Genomic DNA, 26,295 nt, shown 5'->3' with positions numbered 1-26,295 from the left:
GGTTTTCAACGGAACTCCATTCGTTGTATTTTAATAAGTTAATAAAGTGAAACACGTTCTTTGAAAGTAGGAACGGCCTCAATAGGCTTTGTTAGAGTAGATGTGATATGGAACAAATTTGGGCCCCATGGCGTATCGATTACATTCTAGGAGCGGAGAAAGAAGCCGGCTGTATTTTCTGTGATAAGCCCCAATCAACTATGGATGAAGAAAATCTGATTGTCCACAGAGGTGTGCAAGCTTATACAATAATGAACAAATTTCCATATAATAACGGACATGTGCTGGTAGCCCCGTACCGACACGCCGCTGAAATATGCGATTTGAACGGAGAAGAAAACGGCCTTTTGATTCAAGAGGTATGTAAAGCTGTGCAGGTTCTTCGGAAGGTCATGAAACCGGACGGTTTTAACATTGGGATAAACGTCGGGTCCATCGCCGGGGCCGGTATTGCTGAGCACCTTCACTATCATATTGTGCCGCGTTGGGCTGGTGACACTAACCTGATGGCGGTGCTGGCCGATATTCGGGTTATCCCGGAACATTTAAGAAAAACACGCGAAAAACTTTCTAAAACGTTTGATAAACTTTTTCCCGCAAATCTAGAACAGGAGCTGTCATGAGACTTATCAAAAGGCTAATAGAGCTGGCCTTCGTGATACTTATCATATCCTTATTTATGAAAAACAAGGATGTTGAACTGACTATAAATTATTTCGGACTCAAAGAACCGATCAAACTGGCTTTCTGGGAATTGGTCACTATATGTGTTTCACTGGGCATAATCATAGCAGCGGTCGGGGATTTCATAACACAGCTAAAGTGGGTGCGTGAACGCCGTCGCATGATAAAGACTGATCGGCAACACTCTGGTGAGGTGGATGGCCTGAACGCCAAGATTAGCCAGTTGGAATCCGAGAACCAGAGATTACAAAAAGACGTTCAAGAGAAAAGTTCCAGAATAGTCGAATTGGAACGCGCCTCGACTGATATTGAGCCCGGAGTCACTTCCACTCCTTCATCCGACGCATAAACAGTCTTAGTCCTCTTTGTGCCTGGAAGAGAGTCTACGGACCACAGCGATGGAAACCAATCCGTCGGGACAAGAGAGGCGTTCTCTTCACGAGTCAATTTTAGAACTGTTTTCTGGAGGGTGGCGATATACGCCGGGTACTTACTATGGAACTTATTCGCGTCCGCGAAAAAATATTTCAGACCTTTTCCAATCCTTCGGTAGCTTTAGGTAATTTTGATGGTGTTCATCGGGGACACCAGGAAATTCTCAAACGTACGGTTGAAACTGCCCACAGCAAAGGTAGAGAAGCGGTCGTTTACACTTTTGATCCCCATCCACGGTTGGTTTTAAACCAGGCCCCGGAAATTCCACAAATCACCACCGCTCAAGAGAAGGCTGACCTGCTCGAGTCTCTTGGCATCGATGTCCTGGTACTGGCTGAGTTCACAAAGGAATTCGCCAAGCAGACTCCAGAGGATTTTGTAGAGAATACTCTCATAGAAGAGATGGCTATTAGAAATCTCTTCGTTGGTGAAAATTATCGCTTCGGGAGTGGGCGAGCTGGAACTGCATCTCAGTTAAAACGCATGGGACAGGAAATGGGTTTTTTCGTCCATATCGTTCCCTCGGTCAGGGTGGGAGGCGAAGTCGTATCATCAACCCTGATCCGTAAACTTCTCATGAGCGGAAAAATAGAGGCAGCAAACGAAATGCTGGGGCGTCCGTTTTCCATTCGGGGAAATGTGATACACGGACACAACAGGGGAAAGGGTTTAGGATATCCGACGGCGAACATAAAACCTGACAGAAAATTAAGACCCCCGGACGGAGTGTATGCTGTTTTTTGCGAATTTCAGGACAGAATTTATAAGGCTGTGATGAACATAGGAAATAATCCCACTTTTCAGGATCGCAGAACTTCCTTTGAAGCCCATCTTCTTGATTTCTCAGGTGAAATTTATGGATCTACGATAAAGCTTTTCTTTGTTAAAAGATTGCGACCGGAGCGAGCGTTCACTTCGGTGGAAGAACTGAAAGCCCAAATAGGCAGGGATGTGGAAAACGCTCGATCCGAGCTTGCCGATAAACGTATAAATAATACAACAGCCTATGCTTGAGATATAAGTGAGCTTTGCAAGGGGCTCAACTCAACAATTTAGAACTAATAACGCGGGACGCTGTGAAACGACAATCACTGTGCGGCCCGCGTTTTTTATTGTTGATGGGAGTCGGTTAGCTTCTTCCATCAAATATCACGTGAAAACCGGCTATTTTTTAAAAAAAGCTTCTCTTGCCGCTGTAAGGGTATTCTTCATAAGCATTGCGATCGTCATAGGCCCCACTCCACCTGGAACCGGGGTTATTGCCGCTGCTTTTTCTTTCACTTCGTTAAACGCCACATCTCCTACCAGCTTGAATCCTTTTTCAGTGCCGGGAGCTTCTACTCTGTTTATTCCTACGTCTATAACCACTGCCCCTTCTTTGACCATGTCACCTTTCAAGAATTCTGGAACGCCGATGGCGCCAATCACGATGTCAGCTTCCAGGCAACGACCTTTTAGGTTCTTGGTTTTGGTATGACACATTGTGACAGTCGCGTTCATGTCTCTCTGGTCAAGCATGTTTGATAGGGGTCTGCCTACAATATTGCTTCTTCCAAGAATCACCACGTCCTTACCGGATGTCTCGAATCCGCCTCTTTTGATCAGTTCTATAACACCGGCGGGGGTACACGGAAGGAATCTAACTTCACCAATACTTATAAGACCGACATTAAAGGGGTGGAAGCAATCTACGTCTTTTTCAGGGAGAATAGAGCGCAAGATTTTAGTTTCCGGAATATGCTTGGGTAAAGGTAACTGGCAAAGAATGCCATGGACCGTTTTATCGTTGTTGTAACCCTCTATGACCTTAAGTAATTCTTCAGTTGTAGTGGCCGCAGGTAATCTGGTTTCCAGGGACTTGATACCGATATACTCGCATGCCTTTTTCTTGTTCAGTACATATACTTTTGACGCTGGGTCCTCTCCGACCAGAATAACCGCAAGGCAGGGTTCCAGTCCCTGAGCTTTTAGCTTGACAACCTCTTCCTTCATTTCATCTTTTAGTTGTTGAGAAACTTCGTTACCGCTAATAATCTTGGCTGACATGCGATCCTCCTTAGAGTTTTTAGGTTATATGCGCGTTGCTGGCCGCTCTTGATGATTTGACGGCCTTAAAGTTTTCAGCAAGAGTTTTTCGACGCCTGTGAACTATTTTCCCGAATTGGTCTCGATTGTTGTGGCTATTTGTTCTATAGCGGAGAAAATTTCAGGGTCCTCCAAAGAAGGCGGACGATTTTCAAGATCTGCCAAGGCTATTTCCTCGGAAAACGGTATAATACCGATCAAAGGAATTACGCCCAAGTTCTGTCTTAGGAATTCTTCCTGTTCTTTGTTACGGACTTTGCTGCCGACGGCGGCGACTTTTGCGAGCCCGATGTCTCGGGTAAGTTGGAGGACTTTCGATGCGGTTTCAATACTTCTTTGCCCTGGTTCAACGACTATCAGGAATGTATCTACTCCTCTAGCAGTACCACGTCCAAGGTGTTCTATGCCAGCCTCCATATCCATTATAACCAGGTCTTTCTCGTAGAGGACCAGATGGCTTATCAGCGCCTTGAGAAGCACGCTCTCCGGACAAATACAGCCCCCACCGCCCTTCTTTACTGTTCCCATTACGAGGAGTTTGACGCCATCCTTGTCCTTGCCTAAAGATTCCGGCAAGTCGTCAACTTTTGGATTCATTTTGAAGAATCCACCAACCGTCCCCGGTTTCGATTCAGTGCGCTCAAATATCAAATCTTCCATCTTGGCTATCGGGGTAATACCTGAAGTGTCGATTCCCAACGCCGAACCGAGATTTGCGTCAGGATCAGCGTCTACAGCCAGTACCCGATATCCCTTTTTCGCCCAGTAACGCGCTAAAAGGCTGCTTAACGTAGTTTTACCCACGCCTCCTTTACCCGAGACAGCAATTTTCATTTTGACCTCAGAGCAAGCAAAAAAATCAACGAATTTTAGCCGCTAGGTTGCGGCTATAAGCAAACTATCTTTTCGAGAGTCTCATCAACTCCAGGACCGCCATTTGAGCGGCTACCGCCATATCCTCCGCGCTGAAATAAAGTTCCGCGGTTTCATCAAACAAGACGCTGGCCTCTGGAGGAAATTCTTCGTCACCTTTCCAGAGCATGCAAACGATCGGCAGGAACGGGAAATATGATAATTCCAGCGCTGCGTCGGCGCTGTCAAGAACCTTGCCATTGAGACTCTTACCCGCTTCCAACATAGGAACAGGGTCCTGACCGAACACGGCAATCAGAATTTCTTTTGTCCTTCTGTTAAATGCAGGTTCGTAAAAAACCCCTTCCTTGAATTCTCTAAAATGTTTGAGTTTCCCCGTGGGCTTTTTCCCTTCAGCGGAAATCAAATAATGGACACACAGGATGGACAACCATATAGGAGCTTCCTGGCCTGTCTCTTGAATTGTGAACTTCTGCGTCTGTAGATCTAGAACGATATTCATGTTCAGGTGAGGTATCACGAGATTGCCACCGAAAATATGCGCTCCCGATTTCTCAGCTACCCAATTCGGATCCTTCCTCCCAAACTTTTCGAGACCAATCGCAAGAGCCCTTTCGTAATTATCCTGTTTAGGAAGGTCCATTTTATTGACGTCTTTTACTGTCAACATTTGATAAACCTGACACCTTCAGTGAACTAAGCTAATGGAATCGAGGAAGATTCCGGACCTGAGTTGACGAGACAAGGCATCGGCCAGGAATCAAACCTGATTCAAAGATTCTATATGGTAATTCGTCGAACCGATACAATGTTACTTAGCGCCTGCAAATTATCAAGAACTACATCGTCGGCCTTGGTATCCGTAGTCAGAAACAGTAGCGCTTCACCGCCTGGTTGATAACGAGCGAATTGAAAATGTGAAATGTTTATTCCACTGTTACCAATGGAGGAACCGACTTGACCTATGAGACCGGGTTGGTCCATGGCATGAATCAGGATCAACTCGCCGGAGAGATCAAATTCTCCCCGAAAATGACCGTATCTGACCATGCGGGGCTCAGACTTGCCGAACAAAGTTCCTTCCACAACATGTTCCCGATTTTGAGTTACCACTCTAAAACGCAGCAAAGAGATAAAATTCTCCGAACGGCTAACCCTGGTCTCGGACACCAATATGCCTCTTTCTTCAGCAACCATCGGGGCATTAACCTGGTTTACGTCGTCTTGCATTATAGGCGTGAGAAGACCAGTAAGAAAACATGTGGTAAGTGGCTTCAGTTCCATTTCAAGGACGTCGCCGGAATACTGCGCCTCCACAGTCTTAATGCCAGTCTGAACCATGGTCCCCAGAAACAATCCTAAACGCTGTGCCAGTTCCAGATAAGGCTTAAGGTTTTCCAAGGCCTCCCCAGATACTGCAGGAGCGTTCACGGCATTCTGGATCGTGCCATTAATGAGATAATCCCGGATCTGGTTCGCAACCGCAATAGCTACGTTATCCTGGGCCTCCCTGGTTGACGCTCCAAGGTGGGGTGTGCATATAACCCGATCGAGCTGAATTAAACGACTCAAACCAGGAGGTTCCTGTGCGAAAACGTCCAGAGCAGCTCCTGCGACTTTACCGGATTCGACTGCGTCGGCAAGATCCTCTTCGTTTACCACCGGTCCTCTCGAGCAGTTGATTATCCTGACTCCGGTCTTCATCTTGGCTATGTTTTTAGCGCTTATTAGGGCTCTGGTCTCGTCAGTCAACGGAACATGAAGTGTTATCAGGTCCGATTCCTTGAAGACTTCATCCATTGAGCCAAGTTTGACCCCCATTTGCTTTGCCTGGTCAACTGACAAGAAAGGATCATAGGCGATCACTTTCATTCCCAGGCCCATCGCCCTGTCAGCGACGACAGCGCCGATCTTTCCCAATCCCACGACGCCAAGGGTCTTGTTGAAAATTTCCGATCCGGAGAATTTCTTTTTTTCCCATTTCCCCTGCTTCATTGAGACGCTTGCCTGGGGGATATTACGCACCAGGGACATCATCATGGATATGGTATGTTCCGCCGTGGTTACCGTATTTCCTCCGGGGGTGTTCATTACAACGATTCCCCTTTTGGATGCTGATCTAATGTCCACGTTATCCAAACCAGTGCCCGCGCGTCCTACTACTTTCAAGTTATCAGCGGCGGCTATAACTTCTGCGGTTACTTTTGTCGCCCCTCTTACCACGAGACCATGATAATCTGGTATTGTCTTGATTAGTTCTTCCGGGCTCAAGCCAACCTTCACGTCGACTTCGATACCAGGCGAGTCCCTTAAAATTTGGACGCCTAACTCAGATAAATTGTCCGATACAAGGACTTTCACGGGGACATTCCTCCCTTATTATAAAATATGAGTCAACGGCATGAGCGCATTGAAAAGCCCACGACTATAGGGCATTCGCACAAACGTTTCCACTTTTCCCAAAACCAGGAAACACGCTCGTCTTAACCTAGCCGTTCTTTGTCCAGGAATCTCTAGTTGTTTGTAAGGATCTATGAGTCGGTCACAACGCTCCGCTTTTTTTTACCAAGAAGGCCACTATATGTCAAGAATCGGCTCCCGTCCGTATAGATGAAGCTTCTCCAGGATGTGTTGATGCAATTGTCAGACATTCCCAAAAGTGATCATGAGCATGAAAAGAATGACCGCCAAGCTCATAGGAATTAGAGGAGCTGGTAAGATATCGCTTTCCAGCCCCACGTAGGTTCGGAGGGGCTCTAGCGCAACGATGTGGGGAGCGGAGCCGGCGCTATCGTGGGACGTTTCATCGGATGGGGATGTCGTTTCCAGTAAGGTTGCCTCAATGAACAAAGAACCGGAGCCCTCAGAATCCCCATCCAGGATTATGGCCTCATCCAGAAGCTCATTTCCCGCTGTCAATTCATGATCCACTTTCTCAAAAAGCGGTAAAGTTCCAGATGGTTGCAGGATTTTCACGTTGGAGTTTGAACCCATGACTTCTTAAACCACCTCGGGCCGCGAATTATTATTCACAAGAATTCAAAAGCTGATCCAATCAGTTAACTTAACAAATTATAATAAATTCTTGAAAAAAGTCACGGTTTAAATTCTTTTGTTGATCGTACGTGGCTCGCGGAACGCAGCAGTTTGGCTAAAAACATCAAATTTGTTGCGTAGCTGTTGCCGGCGTAGTACTTGTAGAACCAAGTCTAACGAGCGACTCAAAACGATTGAATCAAAATTACGCCTTGTGGTGTCTAAGCGACTGATGAACCTTACGAATATTCTTGGAGGCTTCTATGGATAAGAAGGTGCCTGACGTAAGAGATTCCTTGACTGAACTGATGTCAAACCTGGGAACGATAGGTGTTTTTATGCTAGGAGAAATCCGGGTTTTTCTCAAAAAGAGCTGGGGCTCTTCCAGGGAAGAATTTTTCTCCGCGGTAGATCAAACGGCAAGAAATCTCAAACGTTCCGGAAAGTTGGCGGTGGTAGACATAGAAACAGCGTCTACTAAAATAAAGGACGCGTGGGAAACTCTCGATCGCGAGAGAAATCTCGATTGGGACAGTTTCCTGAATGACCTTAAACATAGGTTCAAGACTCTCGGGGCGGTAAGCAGGGACACGCTCAGTTTGTGCGTTAATCAGGCCATGGAACTTCTTGATAAACAGTGGACGGCGTTTGGGAGAATTGGCGAAAACAGGGTGAAGCAAGCTCAGGAACATTCTGATGAAATGGCCAAGGTCTTAAAAGATAGGGTTGGAGAGCTTTTTGAGACCATACAGAAGACTGGGAAAAAGCTTGACCGAGCTTTGGACGCTGCTTGGCAGGAAATGAAGAAGAAAGATTAAACAAATTTGATAGATTATTAAGGATAGTGGGTCTGGTCCATAATGAGAGCCAATCAAAAAAGAAATGATGATGTGGGCGCTAGGCGCTCGTTGACAGTAGGACTTACAGGGGGAATAGGTAGCGGCAAGAGCGCTGTCAGTGGTATTTTCAGGAACCACGGGATCCCTGTTATTTGCGCTGATGAGCTTGCTCGCGAGGCAGTCAAGCCCGGATCTAAGGGATTGAACGAGATAAGGACCACATTCGGTGGTTCCGTCGTGGATCCACAAGGCGCGTTAAACAGACCAGAACTAGCCAGGATAGTTTTTTCCGATCCTTCCAAGAGAAGACTTCTGGAGGCGATTATTCACCCAAGAGTATCACGTGAGAAGGAACGTCTTGTAAAAGAGCATCAAAAAAACGGAAATCTGATTGTTGTGGTAAATGTGCCGCTATTGTTTGAAGCGGGCTGGGAAACAGATTTCGACATCATAATTTTGGTTTACACTCCCCGAAAGCTTCAAAAGAAGCGGTTGATGAAAAGAGACGGGATTACATCTGACGAGGCGTCATCCCGGCTAAACGCGCAAATGGATATAGAATCGAAAAAAACTTTAGCCGACATCATAATTGACAACAGTGGTCCTCTGGAACAAACTGAAAAACAAGTATCCGGCATTGTAGATAAACTTAGGTCTATGTTGCTCGATGAAGAGCGGCTCAATCAGGAGCGCTGACGGCTGGCGCCGTCACATGACTTTAACAGCGAGGCGTATTAATGGAAAAGCGATCATGGGATCTCATAGGTAAAGAGAAATTGTCTGACAAGATTAACCGTCAAATGATTTGGGGCAAGAAACTGATGGCGGTTAGAATCGAGATCGCTCCTAATTCCTCCATACCAGTGCATGAGCACGAGTCTGAACAATTCACAACGGTTCAAAAAGGACAAATTACCCTGCATTTTCCTGAACGTGGGGAAATAACGCTGCTTCCCAATGAAATGTTGCTGATACCTTCAATGGTTCCTCACTCAGTCTCTTCAGGTCCGGAAGGTTGTGAGGCCGTGGATTTTTTCTCACCAATAAGGCAGGATTTTATAGATGGCTCAGCCGGTTACATTAGTGGCCAATCTCAAACCACCAATGAACGGAAACTGGATCTGGAACTTGCGAAAGATACCACGAGGAATGACCCATACTCCGAATTGCACGGTTTTCTTGCCGGTGTAGGGGTGAGGGTACCTATTGAAAAATTGCGGGAATATCCTTTGGAGACCCTGGCGCGATATGCATATGAAAAACAATGTGTGACCATGGGGCAACTCCGGAACATTCTGAAAATTGATAAAAAACAGGCTAAAGACATGTTACGGACATGGAAACATGGTGATGATCACAGCGAGTCGAGTTATAAAAGGAGCCTCGAGCGAGTTGTAATTATACCCGCTGTCTTTCAAAAGGCTTGTCCGCCCCCAAGTTCCGAACATCAGGCTCCCAAGGAAAAAGATGGACGAGAAAAAGATTCATAAGATTAAAGACGCCGTAAAGAGAAATTTTGAACAGAGTCCGGACAAATATTTTATTTTTGAAAATAAATATGGATTCTTTTCAATACTCAACGCCAATCTCCTTGATAGGATGCAAATACAGTCGAATGCCCGGATCCTGGATATAGGATGTGGAACAGGAGCCAGCGCAAGGCAGATACTTCAGGCGATTCCAGACGCAATCATCTGGGGATTGGACAATTCGCCTTCTATGCTGGAGGTCGCGAGAAATAACAATCCCGATTCGAAAAGGCTCAAGTACATAGAAGGGGACGCTGGTAACCTCACTGCATGTGTCAGCGAGAAAGTGGACGCGATTATTTATAGCGCATCTATATTTCTGATTCCTGATTACCAGGCCAGTTTGTCCCAAGCCAAGGACCTTCTCGAGCCAAGAGGGGCATTAGGGTTAACCTTTATGGTAGGAGTTTTCGATAATAACGAAAACGCCCTTGTTCGCGCAGACCAGTCTGCCCAGACCAACCTCAGTCAAAAAAAACCAGTCGAACTTGACAACCTGATCGCTGCCTTGAAAAATCTTTTCAGCGCAGTTAGGGTTGATATTGTAGATTTTTTATATGATGTTGAAATGTTGAAGGAATTCTTTTCGATTCAGGCTATGTCGGCTGGCTTGTACCCTACTCTTTGTTACGAAGACCGATTGAAAATGCTGGAGACTTTGTTTTCCCACTTATCCTGCGACAAGTTGGCGTTTCGCTGGAACCTCATTACTGCCAGTAAATAAAGATCCGAGTAGCTAGGCTAGTATGTTCCGCCCTCCCTGAATTCGGGCTATTGTTTTTGCTGGTGAGCCTTGGATGGATTTTTCGCTTCTATTTCTTTCTCTGCTTCCAGATAGAGCCGCCTGATATCTTCAATAGTTTTCTCTGATATTCGCTGTTTGTCACCGTTCCGTGGAGCAGGCTGAAACATTTGATGACTGAGTCCCTGTTTCGACGACGGGGTCTCCAAATTTGACGCCGATTGGCCGACTGTGTGATCAGGAAATACCAGCAATGCAAACGTAAACATGAGCATGGCGGGCAATATGGTGAATCTCATTGTTTCTCCCGAATATATGCGAGTGCTTCCAAAGCCGGAAATCAAGGTGAGAAATACCACAGCAGCCCATGAGCCGCAACTGTGAATCACAAAAAAAGAAGCGGCTTTGAGCCGCTTCCTCCGGAATCCTATCGATTAATGAAACTCTGTTCAATCAGAAGAAGGTCTAAATTATATACGTAAGAAATTACTTATTGTCACTCCAGGAGCCATATTGTTCTCTCAACACTCTATGAAGGATTTTTCCAGTTCCTGTTCGAGGCATGTCTTCATCCGAGATAAAGTCTATGGATTTCGGAACCTTATATCCTGCTATTTTTGTCTTGGCCAATCGTCTGATCTCGTCTTTTAGCCCATCAGAGGGGTCTACTCCAGATTTTAATATAATAAAAGCGTGGACGGATTCTCCCCATTTCTCATGGGGCACGCCTATCACTGCAACATCTTTTACCGTAGTGTGAGATGCAAGGGCATTTTCAACTTCCGATGGGAACACATTCTCTCCGCCGGTTATGATCATATTGGCCTTGCGATCAACCAGAACATAAAATCCTTCAGGATCTCTGAAACACATATCGCCCGCTGTGAACCATTCTCCACTGAAAACCTCTTTGGTTTTTTCGGGAAGATTCCAATATTCCTTGAACAACATCGGAGTCCGCGCATAAAGTTCTCCAACCTGTCCATCGGGAACTTCATTTCCCTCTTCGTCGAGGACCTTGATTCGGTCTATGCCAAAAATTTCGCGTCCTATTGTCCCAAGTTTTCTAAGTTGGTCTTCCGGCCGACAGAGTGTAACAAGTCCCGCTTCTGTGGAACCGTAGGCCTCCCACAATTCTGCGTTTTTGAAGAACTCAAGGATAGCGACTTTAGTCTCTTTTCGCGCTGGGGCTGAGGAGATCAGAAGTTGTCTCATGCTCGAGACGTCGTATTGTTTCTTCAACTCATCCGGCAGAGAAAGTATCATTATGTAATGTGTCGGAACCAGGGAAGTAAAAGTGATCCTGAATTTTTCGACAGTTGTAAGGAAATCGTCAGGGCTGAAACTTGATTCATTATATACGCACACCGGCGCGGAAATCAGAGTGTATGGAAAAGAATAATAAATAGAATTTACATGGCACATCGGCATGACCATGAGAGCCTTGTCCGTAGGTCTTATCCCCATGTTGGCAACGTCCAGGTAATACATGGCAAGGTAGCTTTCGTGGGTTCTCACAACGCCTTTAGGTTTTCCGGTGGTGCCTGAAGTGTACATAAAGGTCCAAGGATCATTCGAATCTACAAGGACATTGGGTTCGGAACTTTTGGCTGACGCCAGCCATTCTTCATAACCGACGTAACCATCGGGGACATTGTCACCTGGGGCCCCAAGATAAACAAAGTTTGATTTCGGCGCGGATATCTTATCTCGGATGGAATTGATAGCGTCGACGAAAGGCTTCTCTACAATAAACACCCTACATCCGGCGTCGTTAGTTATGTATTCTATTTCAGGTCCCGCCAATCTGAACATTATAGGTACGCAGATTTGTCCACCTTTTGCGGACCCAGCGTAAATTTCCATCCATTCCACCCGGTTGTAAGCTATTATCGCGAATCTGTCTCCATGGCCACATCCCATCGAAGTCAGGGCGTTCGCCAGCCGGCAGCTTCTTTCGTTCCACTGTTTGAATGAAAGGTCCTTGTGTTTGTCCTGGCAACCTAGCTTGTCGGGATACTGCTCCGCTTGCCGGCTCAAGAGAGTCCCCATGTGAATCCACTTGCTAACGGTCATCAAATCCTCCTCGAAATATAAAATGTGGCCCAAGTCATCTCTACAATTCAATGACTCGCGCAGGCTAGCAGACCCAAGTTGTTTCTGGGCCAGACTTGCGATGTCCTATGGCGTCTATATTGGGCATATCCTGAATAATATTCATTAATTACTGTGTGGGAATAAGGGCTAGGCAGAATCTTTCCAACAAGGGATCGAGACGCCGGCGAATCGACAGTATATAGGGCTTCCCCCTTGCCTTCAGCCGCTCTAATAACAGTGGGGTCTCCAGGCATGATCACTGCCGATCTCCCAAAATCGCCATTGATTTTGACGAGTTCTTGAAACGACTTAGGCGCATGGTGATCAAAGGTGGGTAATAGCATACGCTCTCCTCAAAAGAACGGTTTTGCCCAAACAGTGGCTACGTCTGGGAGATTCAGAGCCGGAGAGAAGTCACAAAGAGGAGCCCATTCAACTTGACACAATTGATTTCTTCGGATTAACTGAGAACAGTTTGTCTATGAATCATTTCGGTATCATAGGCGGTCCTGGAAACCGTGTCAACACCAATGTCCAGCAGCAAAAGAGCTAAATCAGGTCAAGTTGTAAAGAAGCTCATCAAACGTGAAGCGCTTGCTTCACGAATTGGAAAGAGTCGCGAGATCGAAGAAAAAGATAATGCCGGCTTTGGTAGAATGTTGCCAAGCTTATGCGACAGTGGGGGAAATGGCGGACGTTTTTCGAGACGTATTCGGAGAATTTCAATAGCCCAGCATATTCTGAATTTGTTTTAAGGAATTGGCGCCCTTTGAAGTTGAGTCAGCTTCATAGGGATTAGAACATTTCAAGTTTGTTAAATAAATCAGGGGATGGAGGTAAGTATGGCGTCTGAGGACCGAAACAGAGGCTTTCTAACCGAAAAGGAGGCTTTTTCGGCGGGAGACAGGAAAGCTTATCAAGAGAAATTCCTCAAAGAAGTGGTTGAACACGCATATGCCTCAGGAACACCGCTGAGGAGAAGTATGGACAGCCTCGGACAGATTCCTGCGGACATAAATTCGGTTGGGGATCTTCAAAAGTTACCAATAACCAAGAAGAAGGATCTTTCTGAAGCGCAGAAATCAAATCCACCATTTGGCGGCTTCTTGACTGTTCCGGTGACGAATCTTGCCAGGATTCATCAATCTCCTGGTCCTATCTACGATCCGGTAGGAGCAGAGCGTGACTATTGGCGATGGAGAACAGCCCTGTATTCAGTGGGATTTCGGGCTGGCGATATTGTAGTCAACACATTCGCATACCACCTCACACCTGCGGGGCATATGTTCGAAGAGGGCATAGTGGAGTTGGGAGGCGTCATCGTTCCAACCGGTGTTGGAAATACGGAAACGCAGGTTCAGATTGTAAAGGCGCTGGGTGTAACTGGATATATCGGGACTCCAAGTTTTCTGATGGCTATCCTTAAAAAGGCTGAAGAAGTTGGATTGAAGCCAAAGGAGGACTTAAAGCTCGAGGTAGCTTTCCTTGCGGCCGAGATGTTGCCTGAGTCAATGCGTAAGCGATTTTTGGAAGAATATGGAATTATAGGGCGTCAGGCATATGGGACGGCCGACGTTGGGTGTCTTTCATATGAATGCCCTGCGACCAACGGAATGCATATTCACTACGACGTGATAGTCGAAATTGTAGATCCGGATTCCGGGAAGGCTCTGCCGGAAGGAGAACCGGGTGAGGTCGTAGTTACTTGTAACAACAGGATTTATCCCCTGGTGAGGTTTGGGACAGGGGATGTCTCAGCCATTACAACAGAAGAATGCTCTTGCGGCAGAAAATCCCCACGCTTAACTCGAATCATGGGTCGCGTTGATCAGGTTACCAAAGTCAAGGGCATGTTTGTTCATCCCTCACAGGTGCAGAAGGTTGTCGAAACCCATCCGGAAATCGCCAAAGCGCGTCTTGTCGTAGAAAGACCTGGTGATCAAGACATAATGAAGCTTGAGGTGGAACTCAAAGGAGCCGTAGCGGAGGGTTTTCTGTCAAAAGTGGAAGCAACGATTCGCGATTCATTAAAACTCAAAGGTTCCGTTTGCATTCTTGAAAGTGGAACATTGACCGATGAACAAAAGATTATAGAAGATAGACGGAAATGGGATTAAAAACCGCATAACGAATAATAGGGACCTTGAGGGTCCCTATTATATCAGAGATAACGCTCACGGCGTTTGGTTTCTATCCTCAAGAAAAGCCCTTGGATCCAGAAGATCCACAAGAAGAACTCAAGCTTTTCTCAATTCCTGTGTGAGAAAAAACGGAAAAACTCTTTTTTGTTCGTTCACCACCACATGACGGGCAAGGCGCGGGATCATCACACTCGGATATAAAGAAAATTCGTTCAAACTGCCGGCCACAATCTTCACAAACAAATTCAAAAATTGGCATCTTTAAACCCACTAGCTGCAGCTACAACCTGTTCCACACCCAGCGCCAGCCAGTTCAGCCGTAGGACCGAACATACTGTTTTTTATGTTCAACCCACCGGAGTCCTTAATCATTTTCATCGCGAAAGGATCAACGATGACAGGCAATTCGTTTACGGTGTAATGTTCGTCGCCTTCTTTAGGCTCATCCAGAGCCAAACCCATGCTGGGTCCGCCTCAACCATGACCGCCAAAGAAAATCCTGAGATATTGATTAGGCTCCAATTTGTCTTTTAGAAAATTTTTTGATTCTTCATCTATTGAAAACATGTTGCACCCCTTCACAATTTGTATGTCAAGAATATATTCATATAATCCTATATAGTCAAGTGTTCGGTTTTGGTTGTGTGTTATTTATCTAATTGACGGGGAAGGTTCAGCTTTTGCGTCATCATTTATTATCTTCATTTTGTTAGATTCTAATTGATGCGTATTAGATTGAGCGCCGTGACCTGACGGCGCCTCATCAGCGGCAATCTTTTTATGGTTGAGCTTTGTGCCGTTCTTGGAAGTTCCATTAATCTCAGCTTTTCTTATGGTGTCCTCAAGTTTGCTGAAAATTTGGGATTGACCCATTAACACCGTGTCACCGACTATAATCAGGGGTACTGCGAATCTTTCCCCTTTGTGGGTCGCCTCGATTTTGGAAAACAGATCATAATCTGCAGGTTCGTTTATGTCGAACATTTCAATTTTTATTGGAAGTGTTGTCTTGAGGTCATCCACAAGTTCTTTGACGTTTTCGCAAAATGGACATTCTGACGATGTGAACACAGTGACAACAACCGTCTTGTCAATATCTGGTCCCGCCTTTGATGATTTCTGGGCTGGCGCCGAACCTACCGTGCCCGCTATGAAGGCCAGGCAGGCTACTAATATTAGAATGGCTTTAAAACGTGAGGCATTGGTCATCTTTTTATCAGGGGCAGCCTAAGAGGGATAGGATAGTGCTGGCTAACATTCTTGTGGTTTCTGAAACCGCAAGCTTCTCGTTGAATTAAGAGCCACCTCAAAGCCTCTTCAGCTTTGTCCACTAAAGAGTTATACTCTTTGATACGCTCGTTGGTAATGGCTACCAGCCTATTAGGCGCGTTCGGCGAAGAAGCTTGGTATTTCTCAATAAGGTCTAAGGCTATCATCCTGGCCACACAGGCCTTTTCCAAAAGGTTGTCCAGGATTAACCCCGAACTACCGAGCCCTTCAGCCATCTCTTTGACAAATTCTATTTCGCATTCAGTGGCGTCACGGCAAACACCCATATATCGAGCCTCCACAGAGGATTTTAAATACATAGCATAACGACAAAACAATGACAATGCCGTGCAGTTATGGCATATTAATAGATAATATTATTGTAATTCAATGAAATACGATTGACAGCTTTAAATTACTTGACATTTTAGCAATAACCTACTATTACAAGGGCTAATTTCAGCATAAGGATGCTGGTAACGGTTTTTTCGCCGCCATCCAGAAAATTCAGCGCGAAAATCCTTACGCCCCCGAGTGAGGAGGTTCCCTATGTCCGGGAAGACATCTGTTATCAATTTTGCGGCCATTATTTCCTTAACGATGGCCATTGTTGTCATGGGAGCGGTTTCTGCCGACGCATACCGCATTTGCACCTTCAAAGGCGCCGTGGTAGACCACGGATGGAGATCGATGACGGTCAAGTCCAATGGTCAATGCGCAGAGGTCAACGTTGGCTGGCGCACGAAATATGTGCCCAACCGCAGGCCGTGCCTCGGTGAAATAGTGGCTGTGGATTTCATACTCGAAGACGGGTATATGAAAGCCACAAAAGTAGTAAGTCTTTCTCCTACACCGGCTGCGGCTCAATGTTATCCTCCAGCTCCACCTTCAGGAACTGTCTGCCGCACCGTGGGAGGAGAAGAAGCGGGTCCGACAACTGATTCGTGCGGTCCTCCTAAACCAATTTGTTCAACAAAGCCGCCGGCCCACGTATATGACCGAAACTGGGCCCCGGGAAAACAGGAGCCTGCTCCAAAACATTCCTCGGCTGTTACTCCTCCGCAGGGCGCGACAAGAACCGAGCCCTCAGGGCCTGCGCCGGTGAAAAAACCGGTTACAAAAAAGCCAGTCCCTCCTGCGGAACAAAAGGTGATTACGAAGACAACTCCTCCTGAAAAAGTAAAGCCGGAAGTAAAAGAAGAAATCAAAGAGGAACCGGTCAAGGAAGAAAAAACCGTCAAGACTCTCTTAGGCGAAGTGGTGGCATCCTCTCCAAAAAGCCTGTCGGTAAGAAGCTCTGAAGATGGCGAATCTGCCGAGGTAGTCAATGTCAAAGTCGGTCTGAAGACAAAGTTTATACCTTTCAGAAGGCCGGCAGTGGGTGAAAAAGTTAAAGTTGACTATCGAGTGGAGAACGGCGAAAAATTCGGGTACACCGTGCAGGTGGTGCAATAAATGAGTTCAATCCTTCCCGTGGGGTCTTCCTCCAAGTAGTCTGAAAAAGGGTAGCGGTTAGCTACCCTTTTTCAGCGCCAATTCCCAACAGAGAATGCAGCGAATAGTCTGGTTCAGGATTGAGGCTGGAGACGATTTTTCAAGTCCCGATAAAGCCTGTCGACGAAGACATTATACATATCATCGAGTTCAGTCTTAATTTCCGATTGTGTCTGCTCAAACCCTACCAAAAAATAGTACATGGCGCGGTCAAAAAATAATGCGGTCCTGTTATTCAAAGCCACGATGGATCTCACGTCAAAAGGCTGTCCAGCAAAATTGCTTTCCTGAAAAAAAAGCCATGTATGGCGTTTTAGTAGAATAAAGACTCTTACCATCTCAGAATAGCTCAAGCCATCTTCGCAGCATCTTATGCCTAGCTGTACATATCTGTCCGCTATTGTCTCTACCGATGTTTTTTTATCTATATTCGTGGTGAATTCTGAGAGCACGTTGTCGGCCAGTTCTTGAAGCATATCTTTCGCGAGTTGGTAGTGCGAAAGGATTTCTCTTTTGTGAAATGCGTCATCTATAAAAGCGTCTCTGATATCCTGGTGAAACCGTTGAATAAATTTTGCAAACTCCATTTCAAAAGTTCTGGCTTCCATTCATCCCTCCTTCAGCCACAAAACCTGAAACACGTCAGTAAAAAAAGACACCTAAATAAATAAATTATCAACGTAAAAGATTCCCTGAATAGCAGAATTGATTCCGAATTCTTGAGACTATTCGCTTTTAAATCTCAGTGTGAGTGATGACCATGGTCATGATCCGAACAACAGTGGCCGGACCCATGATCTTTACAACACTCTGAAACCTGGCCAACTCTGGACTCTATCATGGCTAAAGCGGATGCGAATTTTTCGTTAGCCTTCGAATTCAATTCTATAGCCTGACGAACATCCCTCGACGCGTCATCCAATCCTAAATTAGTCAACTTTTCCGCCACCTCTTCGTATGCTTTTGCGTGTTCGAGGTTGTGTCCCGCCCAGTGCTTAAGTCTAATCGCTATTTTTTCGAGTTCTTCCATCTGATGGCCTTTCTTATTCAAATTGTGAATTGAACGACTACAAAGAACAATTTAGACGATGCGATTCTATTATAGAACGCCTTTCGCTCTGCAAACCATCTTTACAAAATTTGCCAGCATCATTCTACCATGCCAAGCAGAGTTTTCTTCTTTCTGGTCATCTAGGCCCCAGCCGCGTTCGGGGTGAAAAGCCATTCCGTAAACAATTCTTCCTGGAAATCTCATGATCTGTATCTTTGACAGTCTACTAGACGCAAGGTTTACAAAACCCGGAGGAACCGTCTTTATTTCTTCAACATGGTTTTCCATTACGAACAAGTCGGTAGGATGCGGTGGAAATCCATCTAAAATAGGGTCATCGTGAACCGTCGTTATATTGACACGATCACGTTCCGCAAGGCAATCCGGAGGATACTTTTCAGCCGAAAAGTCCCTCAGGTTGTTATCTATGAAACCTACTTCTCCCCCGAACGCCATTCCTAAGAATTGATGGCCGCCGCAGATCCCCAGGAAAGGGGCGCGCTTACAGACAATAAGTTCGCGTGTCCAATGCGCCAGAAAGTTAAGACTTTCCATTTCCGCGCCCCTGTACGAACTCCACGGAGATCCTTGTGGACTGAGAATGAAAAAATCATAGCTATTTATTGCGCCTATATGGCTTTTGATGTCTGTAAAGTGAATGTAACCGACATCAATCGACACAGCTTCCCATGATGATTTTGGCAAACGAATGGAATCAACTATCCCCAACCTGAGTTCATTATATCGAGAGACATCAGAGTGTTTGCGGTCAATATCAATGATCAATCCGTGTAATGTCGTCGCTATCACAACCTTACCACAGCGCAGGCGGGCTCAATATTTAGTTGTACGGCCAACCCTCCTGAGGCATCCCCCAATAGTTATATGGTCGCTTGAGAAAAACCTGGTAACTGTCCCCGTCTATGCCTTTGAAAACACCTCGGATGGACCAATCCGGATAAATGTATCCCTGAAATGAGTTTCCCTCTAAGGCGCCAAAAATGAAATTTCCCTGAATTTTACCGCTAATCTTAAATTTAACGCGCCCAAAAATATTTCCCCCTTCAATAACACCCTCGATTTCCTCACCCCGTTGAGACGTAATCGTGACCGACCCCTTAGCGCCGAAGATAGAACCCTTTGCGTTTCCCTCCCATACGCCTCTGATATCATAGGCCGACGCTTCCTGAAGTCCAACGAGAACGAACAGGACGAAGACAACGAAATATAGCACCGTTTTTGTTAATGACTTTGCACTCATGTTTCAATTATATCACATTTCTCATGAGCTTGGTAAGCGGGATTTTTTCATAAGGATCTCCAGACTCTTTTTCTCTCCCATTGCAATCAATGTGTCGCCCTCTTCAATTTCCGTTCGCGGACCAGGATTAAAGACCATTTTGCCGTTAGGCTTCTTCACTGCGATAACAATCAGATTTAAGTCTTTCCTTATATCCGTGTCAATTAACCCCTTTCCGACGTACTCCGAGCCCTCTAAGACCTTAATTTCCTCTATTTCTATGTTGAGGTCGCGATAATCCATCGCTACTTCGAGAAAGTTCATTACTTCGGGTTTTAGTATAGCCATGACCATTCTCATGCCCCCAACCTGATACGGGCTGATTACGCGATTTGCTCCGGCTCTCATCAGCTTTTTTTGCGCGCTTTCTTCGCCGGCGCGAGCAATAATTTCCAAATTCGAATTTAATTCTCTCGCAGTGAGCACAACGTAAACGTTCGCAGCATCGGAATTCAGTACCGAGACTAGCCCCCGGGCTGTTTTTATGTTTGCTCCCTGGAGCACACTCTCTTGAGTGGCGTCTCCGGGAGACAGGAAATAACCTGCTTCCATGATCCTCAATTGTGTCTCCTGATCATTTTCTACGACCACAAATGGGATTCCTCTCGCATGGAACTGTTGACACACGAACGCTCCCATGCGGCCAAAACCACATATCACAAAATGGTCCTTAATTTTTTCTATTGCTTTCATGAAACGTCGCCTAGTTAGTATTTTTTGTACTTCGCCTTCAATTATCAACCTGCTCGCGGCGACCAAGACATAACCGACCACCCCAAAGCCGACAAAGATCAGCCCCATAGTGAAAACACGTCCTGTGTCGCTAAGCTTGTGGACTTCCCCGTATCCGATAGAAGATATGGTGATTACCGTCATATACAACCCATCTATGACGGACCAATGCTCAATCCAAATATAGCCTATAGTCCCGAAAACTATGACCGAGACCAATCCTATGATTGAACGCAAGAGAATATTCGGATTCAAGGTCGGTCTTTCTCCCGTTAATAGCTTCAATGATCGTGGAAAGTTGTAACCCAGTGATTTAGAACCAAATATTTAGTATAAGGCTTTTAGGATTAATTCAACAAAGGAATTAAATTTAAGAACACTGATTCTGAACTTGGTCGAGGTCCAACAGATGAGAATAGCTTTTGACGTTGATGGTGTCGTGTTAAAGTCAATAGACATGATTCTGGGTCATCTTAACGAAGCAACCGGTAAAAAGATATCACCTGCAGATCTTTTAACTTGGGATCTTGAGCCACTTGGCCTCAATCCTAAACAGTTACTGGAAGCCGTGGACAACATGTATTCAATGGAAAGCATTGATTCATACGAAGGAGCCGTCCGGACTCTTGAGATGGTATATGAACTAACCGCATCGCCACTCTTGTTCATAACAGGAAGGTCAGACCTGGAAAGCGCAAGACGTCAACTTGAAGCGTTGCCATGGAACCCCACGACCCCGGAAATGATTGTAACAGGGGGTTCGCGTGACAAACGCGTCTATTTGAAAGAAACGGGCGCCAAATTTATCATCGAAGACGACGAATTACACTTGCGGGATTATCTTTCTGAAGGAGTGGGCGTCGGATTAATGATACAACCCTGGAACAAACGCTGTGAAGCCCCGGTCACAGCCCGTTTTCATGGGTGGTCCGATGTGGAACGTTGGGTAACAAAAAATTGCGCATGAGTCTCCAAAGTTCTCAAATGATTGTATTGGGTATTGAGACATCCTGTGATGAAACCGCTGCAGCGATTGTGGCCGATGGAACTAACATTCTTTCTGACGTAGTAGTTTCTCAGATAGATATTCACAAGGAATTTGGAGGGGTGGTTCCCGAACTCGCGTCGAGAAAACATATCGAGGCTATCTCAGTTGTAATTTCACAAGCCCTGAACGATGCGTCACTGGAATTGAACGATGTCGACGCAATAGCAGTAACAAGAGGACCGGGTCTGATAGGCTCTTTACTGGTAGGAATAGGCGCGGCCAAAGGTTTAGCGCTGGCGCTCGGGAAACCGATATGCGGGGTCAATCATCTCCATGGACACCTTTTCGCCGCGTGGTTTGAACATAATCGACCTGTTTTCCCTTTTATAGGATTGGTTGTTTCCGGTGGCCACACGAGCTTGTTCGAAGTACGGACTCCGCTTGATATTCGAATAATAGGAAAGACTCGCGACGACGCTGCCGGTGAAGCCTATGACAAGGTGGCAAAACTATTAGGGTTGGGATATCCAGGTGGACCAGTCATTGAGAAGCTGGCTGAAGGGGTTTGCACAAACGGCCTTCGATTTCCTAGAGCCCTGATGGAGCCGGGAAATATGGATTTTTCGTTCTCGGGATTGAAAACCGCCGTGCTGAGGCATGCCCAAAATACTTTTGCAACTTCCGTGGATAATGCTGTCCATGGGAGTTTCCACAAGATTGCTCCTTCGAACCCGTCAACCGACGATCTTGACATGATTCGCAAGATAGCCGCAGCTTTTCAGGAAGCGGTGATAGACACACTGGTCGGAAAGCTCTTTACGGCTGCGCAGACACTTAAAATCCCTCGGCTTGTTGTTTGCGGTGGCGTAGCCGCTAATTCGGCGTTAAGAGAAGGGATCACGGCGGAGGGTATTAAAAAGGGGGTTGACGTTGTGATACCTCAGGCGCGTTTGTGCACAGACAATGGGGCAATGATAGCGGCGCGAGGTTATTTCTTATTCAAAGAGGGTTTGACGGATTCGCTTGGGTTTGGAGCTAAGAGTCGTTGGTAAAGGTAAGCGGAACAGGCAATTGAACTGTTTCAAACGGACCACATTAATTTTGGAGCATTCTTTATGAACACCAGGACCAGGAAAGAATTATTTAGTCACAAGAAAATTGATGAGCGGGTAAAGGAACTGGGTAAACAAATATCCCAAGATTATGGGGACAAACCGATCCTGCTGGTGGGAATACTTAAAGGGGCGTTTGTTTTTATGGCGGACCTTGCGAGAAACATAAATCTACCGTGTCACGTGGATTTCGTCAGGATCTCGTCATATGGAGATCAAACAGTGACCAGTGGAAACCTGAAAATAATAATGGATGTCAGTCTGCCCATAGAAGGCAAAGATGTGATCCTTGTAGACGATATAGTTGATACCGGCTTGACTCTCCATCAATACGGCGAATATCTGAAGAGCCGAAACCCGAATTCTCTGAAAACAGCCGCACTGATAGACAAGAAAGCTAGAAGAGAGAAATTTGTAGAACTGGATTACTGTGGTTTTCAGGTGGAAGACGGTTTTATTGTTGGTTACGGACTTGACTGTGGTGAAGAATTTCGAAACCTGAATGGTCTTTATATACTGGAAGATTGAATAGTCGCCAAGGAAGCAATCAAAGCTTAATGAAGAATGAGGATAAGAGATTGAATGTGATGGAAGCCATATTTCTCAAGGCTGAAGGAAACTTCTAAGAAAATTTTTGAATTGTGTTACCCCGAACAGAATACTCGCCAGCCATCCTCCAATTACTCCAGTCAAAAAAAATTGAGGGTTCTCCATTTCAGAAGGTCTTATCTTGAAATAAAGTAGTAGATAGACAGTGATAAAGGATACGACCCCTGCCAGCAAATAAACGCTGCTGAATTTTCTCCTCGTGATTTTCAGCAGATTTCCCGTCACTAAGAAGACAATACAAATCGCCCCGGTTGAGGCGGCAAATCCCATAAAACCAGCTTTAATCAATAAATTGTAGTCCATAAAACTGCTACTATGACATAGAGAGCGAGGCGGTTCCTATCTGGAAAAGCCCAAGAACCGCCCCGGAATTAACAGGGATTAGTCACTAGATTGCTCGGATCAACTGATTCCAAAAGTGTTCAACATTGCTAAAGCCGCCTTGCGACCGGCGCCCATAGCCAAAATAACTGTCGCTGCTCCTGTAACAATGTCACCACCGGCCCAAACTCTATCACGGGAAGTCGTGCCGGTTTCCAGATCAGCGACGATATTTCCCCATTTGTTTGTTTCCAGGTTCTTGGTGCTTGTTGGGACCAATGGATTCGCTCCGTTTCCTATGGCGACAATAATAGTGTCACACTCTATCTGAGCAGTATCCCCTGGAATAGCCACCGGCCGCCTACGTCCAGAAGCGTCCGGTTCTCCTAGCTGCATCTTTTGCAGGTTTACCGCTATCGCCCAGCCGGAGTCGTTTCCAACGATTTCCGTTGGGGAGTTCAAAAGCTGGAATTTCACTCCCTCTTCTATCGCGTGATGCACCTCTTCCGTTCTAGCTGGTAATTCGTCCATTGTGCGCCGATAAACTATCGTTACTTCCTCGGCGCCGAGGCGTAGGGCGGTACGAGCCGAATCCATCGCCACATTACCCCCGCCAAAAACCACAACCCTGCGGCCTTTCGCCACGGGTGTATCGGCTTGCGGGAACATGTACGCTTTCATAAGATTAGCGCGGGTCAAAAACTCATTGGCCGAGTAAACACCGTTCAGGTTTTCCCCTGGTATTTTCAGAAACAACGGGGCGCCTGCTCCGGATCCAATAAATACGCCATCGTACTTACGCTTTTCAAGAAGATCATCAACTGTTTCTATCCGACCGATGACCCAGTTGGTTTTAAATTCAACTCCCAACTTTCTAAGCTCATCGACCTCAGAACGGACGATTGCCTTAGGAAGTCGAAATTCAGGGATGCCGTAAACGAGAACGCCACCAAGTTCGTGTAAGGCCTCAAAAACCGTTACCCCCACTCCCTTTTTGATCAAAGCGCCAGCAAGAGTCAGGCCGGCCGGACCGGAACCGACTACGCCGACTTTCAAGCCGGTTGGTTTAGGAAGTTCCGGTCTCTTCCCGTCGTCATGAGTAGCGGCGTAATCGGCCACGTACCTTTCGAGCCTTCCAATGGCGCAAGGTTCACCCTTGCCTTTGGCTCCCACAACACACTTTGATTCGCACTGACTTTCCTGAGGACAAACCCTTCCTGCTATCCTTGGCAAACTGTTTTTTTCCTTAATTTTCCATGCGGCGCCCATAAGGTCACCACTCTTAACCAGTTGGATAAAATCAGGGATGTCAACTTCAACAGGACAGCCTTTCATGCACGACGGTTTCTTGCACTGAAGGCAGCGGCTTGCTTCCAACAAAGCCAGATCGTTTTCATATCCTAGAGCTACTTCATAAAAATTATGGGCTCGCTGGATCGGATCCTGCTCAGGCATTTTCTGGCGAGGAATCTTAGGCTTTTTTGTGGGTTTAGGTTCTAGATCGCTCATTATGCGCCTCCAGGGAAAGTACACTGGCAACCGCGCGGTGTTTCGCGGAAGTTGTTGAGGGCTATAAGCTCAGGCCCTTTGTACATGGCCAGTCGTTTCATCAGCAAGTCGAAGTCAACCTGAAGGCCATCAAACTCGGGACCGTCAACACACCCGAACAGTGTTTTACCGGCAACCTCAACTCTACATGCTCCACACATGCCAGTGCCATCAACCATGATCGGATTCAAGCTGACTACAGTGGGAAGGCTGGCTTTCCTGGTAACATTGCAAACAGCTTTCATCATTGGCACTGGTCCAATCGCCACGACAAGATCAATTTTGGTTCCCTTGTCGATAAGACCTTGCAGAACCTGGGTTACAAACCCGTGGACCCCAAACGAACCATCGTCGGTTGAAATAATAAGTTCGTCACTAACCTTCCTGATGTCCTCTGTCATAATCAGCAGGCCTTCGGTACGGGCGCCGATGATGCTTACCATATGGTTTCCGGCGTCATGCAAACCTTTGGTGATCGGGTAAAGAGGGGCTACGCCTATGCCACCGCCAACTCCGACAACTGTGCCGAAATTTTCGATATGTGTGGGCTTTCCCAAGGGACCACAAATATCCTGAAATTTTTCCCCTATACACATAGTGCTCATGTAATAGGTGGTTGCGCCCACTTCTTGCCAGACAAGAGTTATAGTGCCCTTTTCCGTATCCTTATCCGCAACTGTAAGGGGAATTCTCTCTCCATCCTTGTGGGTGCGCAATATGATGAACTGGCCCGGTCGATGGGCCGCTGCAATTTCGGGGGCCGAGATTACTGCCCGATTCACGCCCGGGCCTATGCGTTCTTTTTCAAGAATTTCAAACATGAAATTGACCTCCTCGGACTTCTATTCGCGGAAATTTTTTCCTGGAAAACTCGCTCGGCTGGTATGAAGTGTCGAAAGCAGAGTTATTATTGAAATTTCTACCACAACAAAAGTAAATGGGGCAACAAGTTTATCGAGCTGAATTGAGTTCTAATGTCGGGGCAGCAAGATATTTGTGAAATTTCTCTTCCAAACAGGGCTAACAAACCCTCGTTGTCAGACTTTCAAGTTCACTAGCATGAATTGTCGAACCAATTGAGCCTTTTGCAAAACTCCCCTAGGAATTAGTGTTTTCAGGGTCCATCAAGCCTTTTATGGCAATTTTATAGGTCAAAATAATCAGTCATTCAAATTTTGTGGGTTTAGCTCACAATTTTTCTGTTTCTAGGCGCGACTATCCTGTTGATCGTTTCTTCGTTTGTGTTTGTAGCTGATCAGTTTACTAATTTGATCAACTGGTCCGCAAAGATCGCAATCACACCAAACATTAAATGAGCCTTTACCTTCAAGGCTCCTCGAACCATAATGTTGTTTGCTCCGAACTCTTCCTTTAAACGACTATAGAACCGCTCCGCCGCTGTTCTTTCTT

General features: G+C 46.1%; 33 protein-coding genes. 13 read left to right on the top strand and 20 right to left on the bottom strand.

All coding sequences use genetic code 11. The features are described from left to right. Nucleotides 1–107: 107 nt before the first annotated feature. From WC647_06650 to WC647_06640, 3 genes are all read left to right on the top strand, one after another. Complete coding sequence (locus WC647_06650; protein MFA6221977.1) at nt 108–623, top strand: HIT domain-containing protein; 516 nt, start codon at nt 108–110, stop codon at nt 621–623. Next, nucleotides 620–1,033 carry a hypothetical protein gene (locus tag WC647_06645; protein ID MFA6221976.1) on the top strand — a complete coding sequence of 138 codons (414 nt, stop codon included), beginning with the start codon at nt 620–622 and terminating at the stop codon, nt 1,031–1,033. The genes WC647_06650 and WC647_06645 overlap by 4 nt, the downstream gene beginning before the upstream one ends. Before the next feature lie 146 nt (nt 1,034–1,179). After that, nucleotides 1,180–2,133, top strand: a complete 954-nt coding sequence (locus WC647_06640) for a bifunctional riboflavin kinase/FAD synthetase (GenBank protein ID MFA6221975.1) — start codon at nt 1,180–1,182, stop codon at nt 2,131–2,133. A 150-nt stretch (nt 2,134–2,283) separates the two neighbouring features. Here the strand turns inward: WC647_06640 and WC647_06635 are convergent, their stop codons facing one another. From WC647_06635 to WC647_06615, 5 genes are all read right to left on the bottom strand, one after another. Further along, nucleotides 2,284–3,165, bottom strand: coding sequence for a tetrahydrofolate dehydrogenase/cyclohydrolase catalytic domain-containing protein (locus WC647_06635; protein MFA6221974.1), 882 nt, complete (start codon nt 3,163–3,165; stop codon nt 2,284–2,286). A 102-nt stretch (nt 3,166–3,267) separates the two neighbouring features. Further along, nucleotides 3,268–4,038, bottom strand: coding sequence for a carbon monoxide dehydrogenase accessory protein CooC (locus WC647_06630; protein MFA6221973.1), 771 nt, complete (start codon nt 4,036–4,038; stop codon nt 3,268–3,270). Nucleotides 4,039–4,102: 64 nt separating this feature from the next. Beyond that, entirely contained in the window at nt 4,103–4,720 is a 618-nt protein-coding gene (locus WC647_06625) for a DUF3786 domain-containing protein (GenBank protein ID MFA6221972.1), read from the bottom strand. 137 nt (nt 4,721–4,857) lie between these two features. Continuing rightward, complete coding sequence (serA, locus tag WC647_06620; protein MFA6221971.1) at nt 4,858–6,438, bottom strand: phosphoglycerate dehydrogenase; 1,581 nt, start codon at nt 6,436–6,438, stop codon at nt 4,858–4,860. 282 nt (nt 6,439–6,720) lie between these two features. Then, nucleotides 6,721–7,071 (bottom strand): hypothetical protein, encoded by a 351-nt coding sequence (locus WC647_06615; protein MFA6221970.1) that lies wholly within the window; start codon nt 7,069–7,071, stop codon nt 6,721–6,723. A 305-nt stretch (nt 7,072–7,376) separates the two neighbouring features. Between WC647_06615 and WC647_06610 the strand changes: the two genes are divergently transcribed. The 4 genes from WC647_06610 to WC647_06595 are packed head-to-tail and all read left to right on the top strand — an operon-like array spanning nt 7,377 to nt 10,205. Then, nucleotides 7,377–7,931 carry a hypothetical protein gene (locus WC647_06610; protein ID MFA6221969.1) on the top strand — a complete coding sequence of 185 codons (555 nt, stop codon included), beginning with the start codon at nt 7,377–7,379 and terminating at the stop codon, nt 7,929–7,931. A gap of 42 nt (nt 7,932–7,973) precedes the next feature. Next, entirely contained in the window at nt 7,974–8,648 is a 675-nt protein-coding gene (gene coaE / locus WC647_06605; protein MFA6221968.1) for a dephospho-CoA kinase, read from the top strand. 41 nt (nt 8,649–8,689) lie between these two features. Then, nucleotides 8,690–9,442, top strand: a complete 753-nt coding sequence (locus WC647_06600) for a cupin domain-containing protein (protein MFA6221967.1) — start codon at nt 8,690–8,692, stop codon at nt 9,440–9,442. After that, complete coding sequence (locus WC647_06595) at nt 9,420–10,205, top strand: methyltransferase domain-containing protein (protein MFA6221966.1); 786 nt, start codon at nt 9,420–9,422, stop codon at nt 10,203–10,205. The genes WC647_06600 and WC647_06595 overlap by 23 nt, the downstream gene beginning before the upstream one ends. A 47-nt stretch (nt 10,206–10,252) precedes the next feature. Here WC647_06595 and WC647_06590 read toward each other — a convergent pair whose 3' ends face one another. The 3 genes from WC647_06590 to WC647_06580 form a co-directional block, all read right to left on the bottom strand. Further along, nucleotides 10,253–10,522 (bottom strand): hypothetical protein, encoded by a 270-nt coding sequence (locus WC647_06590; GenBank protein ID MFA6221965.1) that lies wholly within the window; start codon nt 10,520–10,522, stop codon nt 10,253–10,255. Nucleotides 10,523–10,709: 187 nt separating this feature from the next. After that, nucleotides 10,710–12,299 carry an AMP-binding protein gene (locus WC647_06585; protein ID MFA6221964.1) on the bottom strand — a complete coding sequence of 530 codons (1,590 nt, stop codon included), beginning with the start codon at nt 12,297–12,299 and terminating at the stop codon, nt 10,710–10,712. Nucleotides 12,300–12,346: 47 nt separating this feature from the next. Next, entirely contained in the window at nt 12,347–12,664 is a 318-nt protein-coding gene (locus WC647_06580; GenBank protein MFA6221963.1) for a hypothetical protein, read from the bottom strand. 241 nt (nt 12,665–12,905) lie between these two features. On the opposite strand from WC647_06580, the gene WC647_06575 reads away from it, so the two are divergent. Together WC647_06575 and WC647_06570 are read left to right on the top strand one after the other, a co-directional pair. Next, nucleotides 12,906–13,049 (top strand): methylmalonyl-CoA mutase family protein, encoded by a 144-nt coding sequence (locus WC647_06575; protein ID MFA6221962.1) that lies wholly within the window; start codon nt 12,906–12,908, stop codon nt 13,047–13,049. 113 nt (nt 13,050–13,162) lie between these two features. Next, complete coding sequence (locus WC647_06570) at nt 13,163–14,437, top strand: AMP-binding protein (GenBank protein MFA6221961.1); 1,275 nt, start codon at nt 13,163–13,165, stop codon at nt 14,435–14,437. A gap of 294 nt (nt 14,438–14,731) precedes the next feature. On the opposite strand, the gene WC647_06565 is transcribed toward WC647_06570, so the two are convergent. The 3 genes from WC647_06565 to WC647_06555 form a co-directional block, all read right to left on the bottom strand. Continuing rightward, the gene (locus tag WC647_06565; protein MFA6221960.1) at nt 14,732–14,923 is read right to left on the bottom strand and encodes a hypothetical protein; all 192 of its coding nucleotides are present in this window, start codon (nt 14,921–14,923) and stop codon (nt 14,732–14,734) included. A 189-nt stretch (nt 14,924–15,112) separates the two neighbouring features. Next, nucleotides 15,113–15,670, bottom strand: coding sequence for a glutaredoxin domain-containing protein (locus WC647_06560; protein MFA6221959.1), 558 nt, complete (start codon nt 15,668–15,670; stop codon nt 15,113–15,115). Beyond that, entirely contained in the window at nt 15,667–16,017 is a 351-nt protein-coding gene (locus WC647_06555) for a hypothetical protein (GenBank protein ID MFA6221958.1), read from the bottom strand. Before WC647_06555 ends, WC647_06560 begins: the two co-directional genes overlap by 4 nt. A 262-nt stretch (nt 16,018–16,279) precedes the next feature. Here WC647_06555 and WC647_06550 point away from each other — a divergent pair, with 262 nt between their 5' ends. Next, nucleotides 16,280–17,185, top strand: a complete 906-nt coding sequence (locus WC647_06550) for a hypothetical protein (protein MFA6221957.1) — start codon at nt 16,280–16,282, stop codon at nt 17,183–17,185. 113 nt (nt 17,186–17,298) lie between these two features. On the opposite strand, the gene WC647_06545 is transcribed toward WC647_06550, so the two are convergent. The 5 genes from WC647_06545 to WC647_06525 form a co-directional block, all read right to left on the bottom strand. Further along, nucleotides 17,299–17,832: a hypothetical protein gene (locus tag WC647_06545; GenBank protein MFA6221956.1), complete on the bottom strand. Its 534-nt coding sequence runs from the start codon at nt 17,830–17,832 to the stop codon at nt 17,299–17,301. Between the two features lie 134 nt (nt 17,833–17,966). Then, nucleotides 17,967–18,254, bottom strand: coding sequence for a hypothetical protein (locus WC647_06540; protein MFA6221955.1), 288 nt, complete (start codon nt 18,252–18,254; stop codon nt 17,967–17,969). A 69-nt stretch (nt 18,255–18,323) separates the two neighbouring features. Then, the gene (locus tag WC647_06535) at nt 18,324–19,085 is read right to left on the bottom strand and encodes a gamma-glutamyl-gamma-aminobutyrate hydrolase family protein (GenBank protein ID MFA6221954.1); all 762 of its coding nucleotides are present in this window, start codon (nt 19,083–19,085) and stop codon (nt 18,324–18,326) included. Nucleotides 19,086–19,116: 31 nt separating this feature from the next. Next, entirely contained in the window at nt 19,117–19,536 is a 420-nt protein-coding gene (locus WC647_06530; protein ID MFA6221953.1) for a hypothetical protein, read from the bottom strand. Nucleotides 19,537–19,557: 21 nt separating this feature from the next. Then, nucleotides 19,558–20,562: a potassium channel protein gene (locus WC647_06525; GenBank protein MFA6221952.1), complete on the bottom strand. Its 1,005-nt coding sequence runs from the start codon at nt 20,560–20,562 to the stop codon at nt 19,558–19,560. A 154-nt stretch (nt 20,563–20,716) separates the two neighbouring features. Here WC647_06525 and WC647_06520 point away from each other — a divergent pair, with 154 nt between their 5' ends. The 3 genes from WC647_06520 to hpt all read left to right on the top strand — a co-directional run bounded on the left by WC647_06520 (nt 20,717) and on the right by hpt (nt 22,935). Continuing rightward, nucleotides 20,717–21,274, top strand: a complete 558-nt coding sequence (locus WC647_06520; protein MFA6221951.1) for a hypothetical protein — start codon at nt 20,717–20,719, stop codon at nt 21,272–21,274. A 17-nt stretch (nt 21,275–21,291) separates the two neighbouring features. Then, nucleotides 21,292–22,347, top strand: a complete 1,056-nt coding sequence (tsaD, locus tag WC647_06515; GenBank protein MFA6221950.1) for a tRNA (adenosine(37)-N6)-threonylcarbamoyltransferase complex transferase subunit TsaD — start codon at nt 21,292–21,294, stop codon at nt 22,345–22,347. Nucleotides 22,348–22,410: 63 nt separating this feature from the next. Continuing rightward, nucleotides 22,411–22,935: a hypoxanthine phosphoribosyltransferase gene (gene hpt, locus WC647_06510; GenBank protein MFA6221949.1), complete on the top strand. Its 525-nt coding sequence runs from the start codon at nt 22,411–22,413 to the stop codon at nt 22,933–22,935. A 75-nt stretch (nt 22,936–23,010) separates the two neighbouring features. Here the strand turns inward: hpt and WC647_06505 are convergent, their stop codons facing one another. The 4 genes from WC647_06505 to WC647_06490 all read right to left on the bottom strand — a co-directional run. Further along, complete coding sequence (locus WC647_06505; GenBank protein ID MFA6221948.1) at nt 23,011–23,319, bottom strand: hypothetical protein; 309 nt, start codon at nt 23,317–23,319, stop codon at nt 23,011–23,013. 99 nt (nt 23,320–23,418) lie between these two features. Next, on the bottom strand, nt 23,419–24,846 hold the full coding sequence (gene gltA, locus WC647_06500) for an NADPH-dependent glutamate synthase (protein MFA6221947.1): 1,428 nt from the start codon (nt 24,844–24,846) through the stop codon (nt 23,419–23,421). After that, nucleotides 24,846–25,706: a sulfide/dihydroorotate dehydrogenase-like FAD/NAD-binding protein gene (locus tag WC647_06495; GenBank protein MFA6221946.1), complete on the bottom strand. Its 861-nt coding sequence runs from the start codon at nt 25,704–25,706 to the stop codon at nt 24,846–24,848. Before WC647_06495 ends, gltA begins: the two co-directional genes overlap by 1 nt. Before the next feature lie 434 nt (nt 25,707–26,140). Beyond that, nucleotides 26,141–26,295, bottom strand: a 155-nt coding sequence (locus WC647_06490) for an IS5/IS1182 family transposase (GenBank protein ID MFA6221945.1), incomplete at its 5' end; no start/stop codon positions are given.

Source organism: Desulfomonilaceae bacterium (assembly GCA_041662605.1).
GTDB lineage: Bacteria > Desulfobacterota > Desulfomonilia > Desulfomonilales > Desulfomonilaceae > CAJBEZ01.
The sequence above is the reverse complement of the archived record's forward strand: the minus strand, read 5'-3'. Positions and strand labels throughout refer to the sequence as shown.

Coding starts and splice junctions, on each gene's coding strand:
- WC647_06650 (MFA6221977.1), top strand. CDS start 108: ATGGAACAAATTTGGGCCCCATGGCGTATCGATTACATTCTAGGAGCG.
- WC647_06645 (MFA6221976.1), top strand. CDS start 620: ATGAGACTTATCAAAAGGCTAATAGAGCTGGCCTTCGTGATACTTATC.
- WC647_06640 (MFA6221975.1), top strand. CDS start 1,180: ATGGAACTTATTCGCGTCCGCGAAAAAATATTTCAGACCTTTTCCAAT.
- WC647_06635 (MFA6221974.1), bottom strand. CDS start 3,165: ATGTCAGCCAAGATTATTAGCGGTAACGAAGTTTCTCAACAACTAAAA.
- WC647_06630 (MFA6221973.1), bottom strand. CDS start 4,038: ATGAAAATTGCTGTCTCGGGTAAAGGAGGCGTGGGTAAAACTACGTTA.
- WC647_06625 (MFA6221972.1), bottom strand. CDS start 4,720: ATGGACCTTCCTAAACAGGATAATTACGAAAGGGCTCTTGCGATTGGT.
- WC647_06615 (MFA6221970.1), bottom strand. CDS start 7,071: ATGGGTTCAAACTCCAACGTGAAAATCCTGCAACCATCTGGAACTTTA.
- WC647_06610 (MFA6221969.1), top strand. CDS start 7,377: ATGGATAAGAAGGTGCCTGACGTAAGAGATTCCTTGACTGAACTGATG.
- coaE (MFA6221968.1), top strand. CDS start 7,974: ATGAGAGCCAATCAAAAAAGAAATGATGATGTGGGCGCTAGGCGCTCG.
- WC647_06600 (MFA6221967.1), top strand. CDS start 8,690: ATGGAAAAGCGATCATGGGATCTCATAGGTAAAGAGAAATTGTCTGAC.
- WC647_06595 (MFA6221966.1), top strand. CDS start 9,420: ATGGACGAGAAAAAGATTCATAAGATTAAAGACGCCGTAAAGAGAAAT.
- WC647_06590 (MFA6221965.1), bottom strand. CDS start 10,522: ATGAGATTCACCATATTGCCCGCCATGCTCATGTTTACGTTTGCATTG.
- WC647_06585 (MFA6221964.1), bottom strand. CDS start 12,299: ATGACCGTTAGCAAGTGGATTCACATGGGGACTCTCTTGAGCCGGCAA.
- WC647_06580 (MFA6221963.1), bottom strand. CDS start 12,664: ATGCTATTACCCACCTTTGATCACCATGCGCCTAAGTCGTTTCAAGAA.
- WC647_06570 (MFA6221961.1), top strand. CDS start 13,163: ATGGCGTCTGAGGACCGAAACAGAGGCTTTCTAACCGAAAAGGAGGCT.
- WC647_06565 (MFA6221960.1), bottom strand. CDS start 14,923: ATGGGTTTGGCTCTGGATGAGCCTAAAGAAGGCGACGAACATTACACC.
- WC647_06560 (MFA6221959.1), bottom strand. CDS start 15,670: ATGACCAATGCCTCACGTTTTAAAGCCATTCTAATATTAGTAGCCTGC.
- WC647_06555 (MFA6221958.1), bottom strand. CDS start 16,017: ATGGGTGTTTGCCGTGACGCCACTGAATGCGAAATAGAATTTGTCAAA.
- WC647_06550 (MFA6221957.1), top strand. CDS start 16,280: ATGTCCGGGAAGACATCTGTTATCAATTTTGCGGCCATTATTTCCTTA.
- WC647_06545 (MFA6221956.1), bottom strand. CDS start 17,832: ATGGAAGCCAGAACTTTTGAAATGGAGTTTGCAAAATTTATTCAACGG.
- WC647_06540 (MFA6221955.1), bottom strand. CDS start 18,254: ATGGAAGAACTCGAAAAAATAGCGATTAGACTTAAGCACTGGGCGGGA.
- WC647_06530 (MFA6221953.1), bottom strand. CDS start 19,536: ATGAGTGCAAAGTCATTAACAAAAACGGTGCTATATTTCGTTGTCTTC.
- WC647_06520 (MFA6221951.1), top strand. CDS start 20,717: ATGAGAATAGCTTTTGACGTTGATGGTGTCGTGTTAAAGTCAATAGAC.
- tsaD (MFA6221950.1), top strand. CDS start 21,292: ATGATTGTATTGGGTATTGAGACATCCTGTGATGAAACCGCTGCAGCG.
- hpt (MFA6221949.1), top strand. CDS start 22,411: ATGAACACCAGGACCAGGAAAGAATTATTTAGTCACAAGAAAATTGAT.
- WC647_06505 (MFA6221948.1), bottom strand. CDS start 23,319: ATGGACTACAATTTATTGATTAAAGCTGGTTTTATGGGATTTGCCGCC.
- gltA (MFA6221947.1), bottom strand. CDS start 24,846: ATGAGCGATCTAGAACCTAAACCCACAAAAAAGCCTAAGATTCCTCGC.
- WC647_06495 (MFA6221946.1), bottom strand. CDS start 25,706: ATGTTTGAAATTCTTGAAAAAGAACGCATAGGCCCGGGCGTGAATCGG.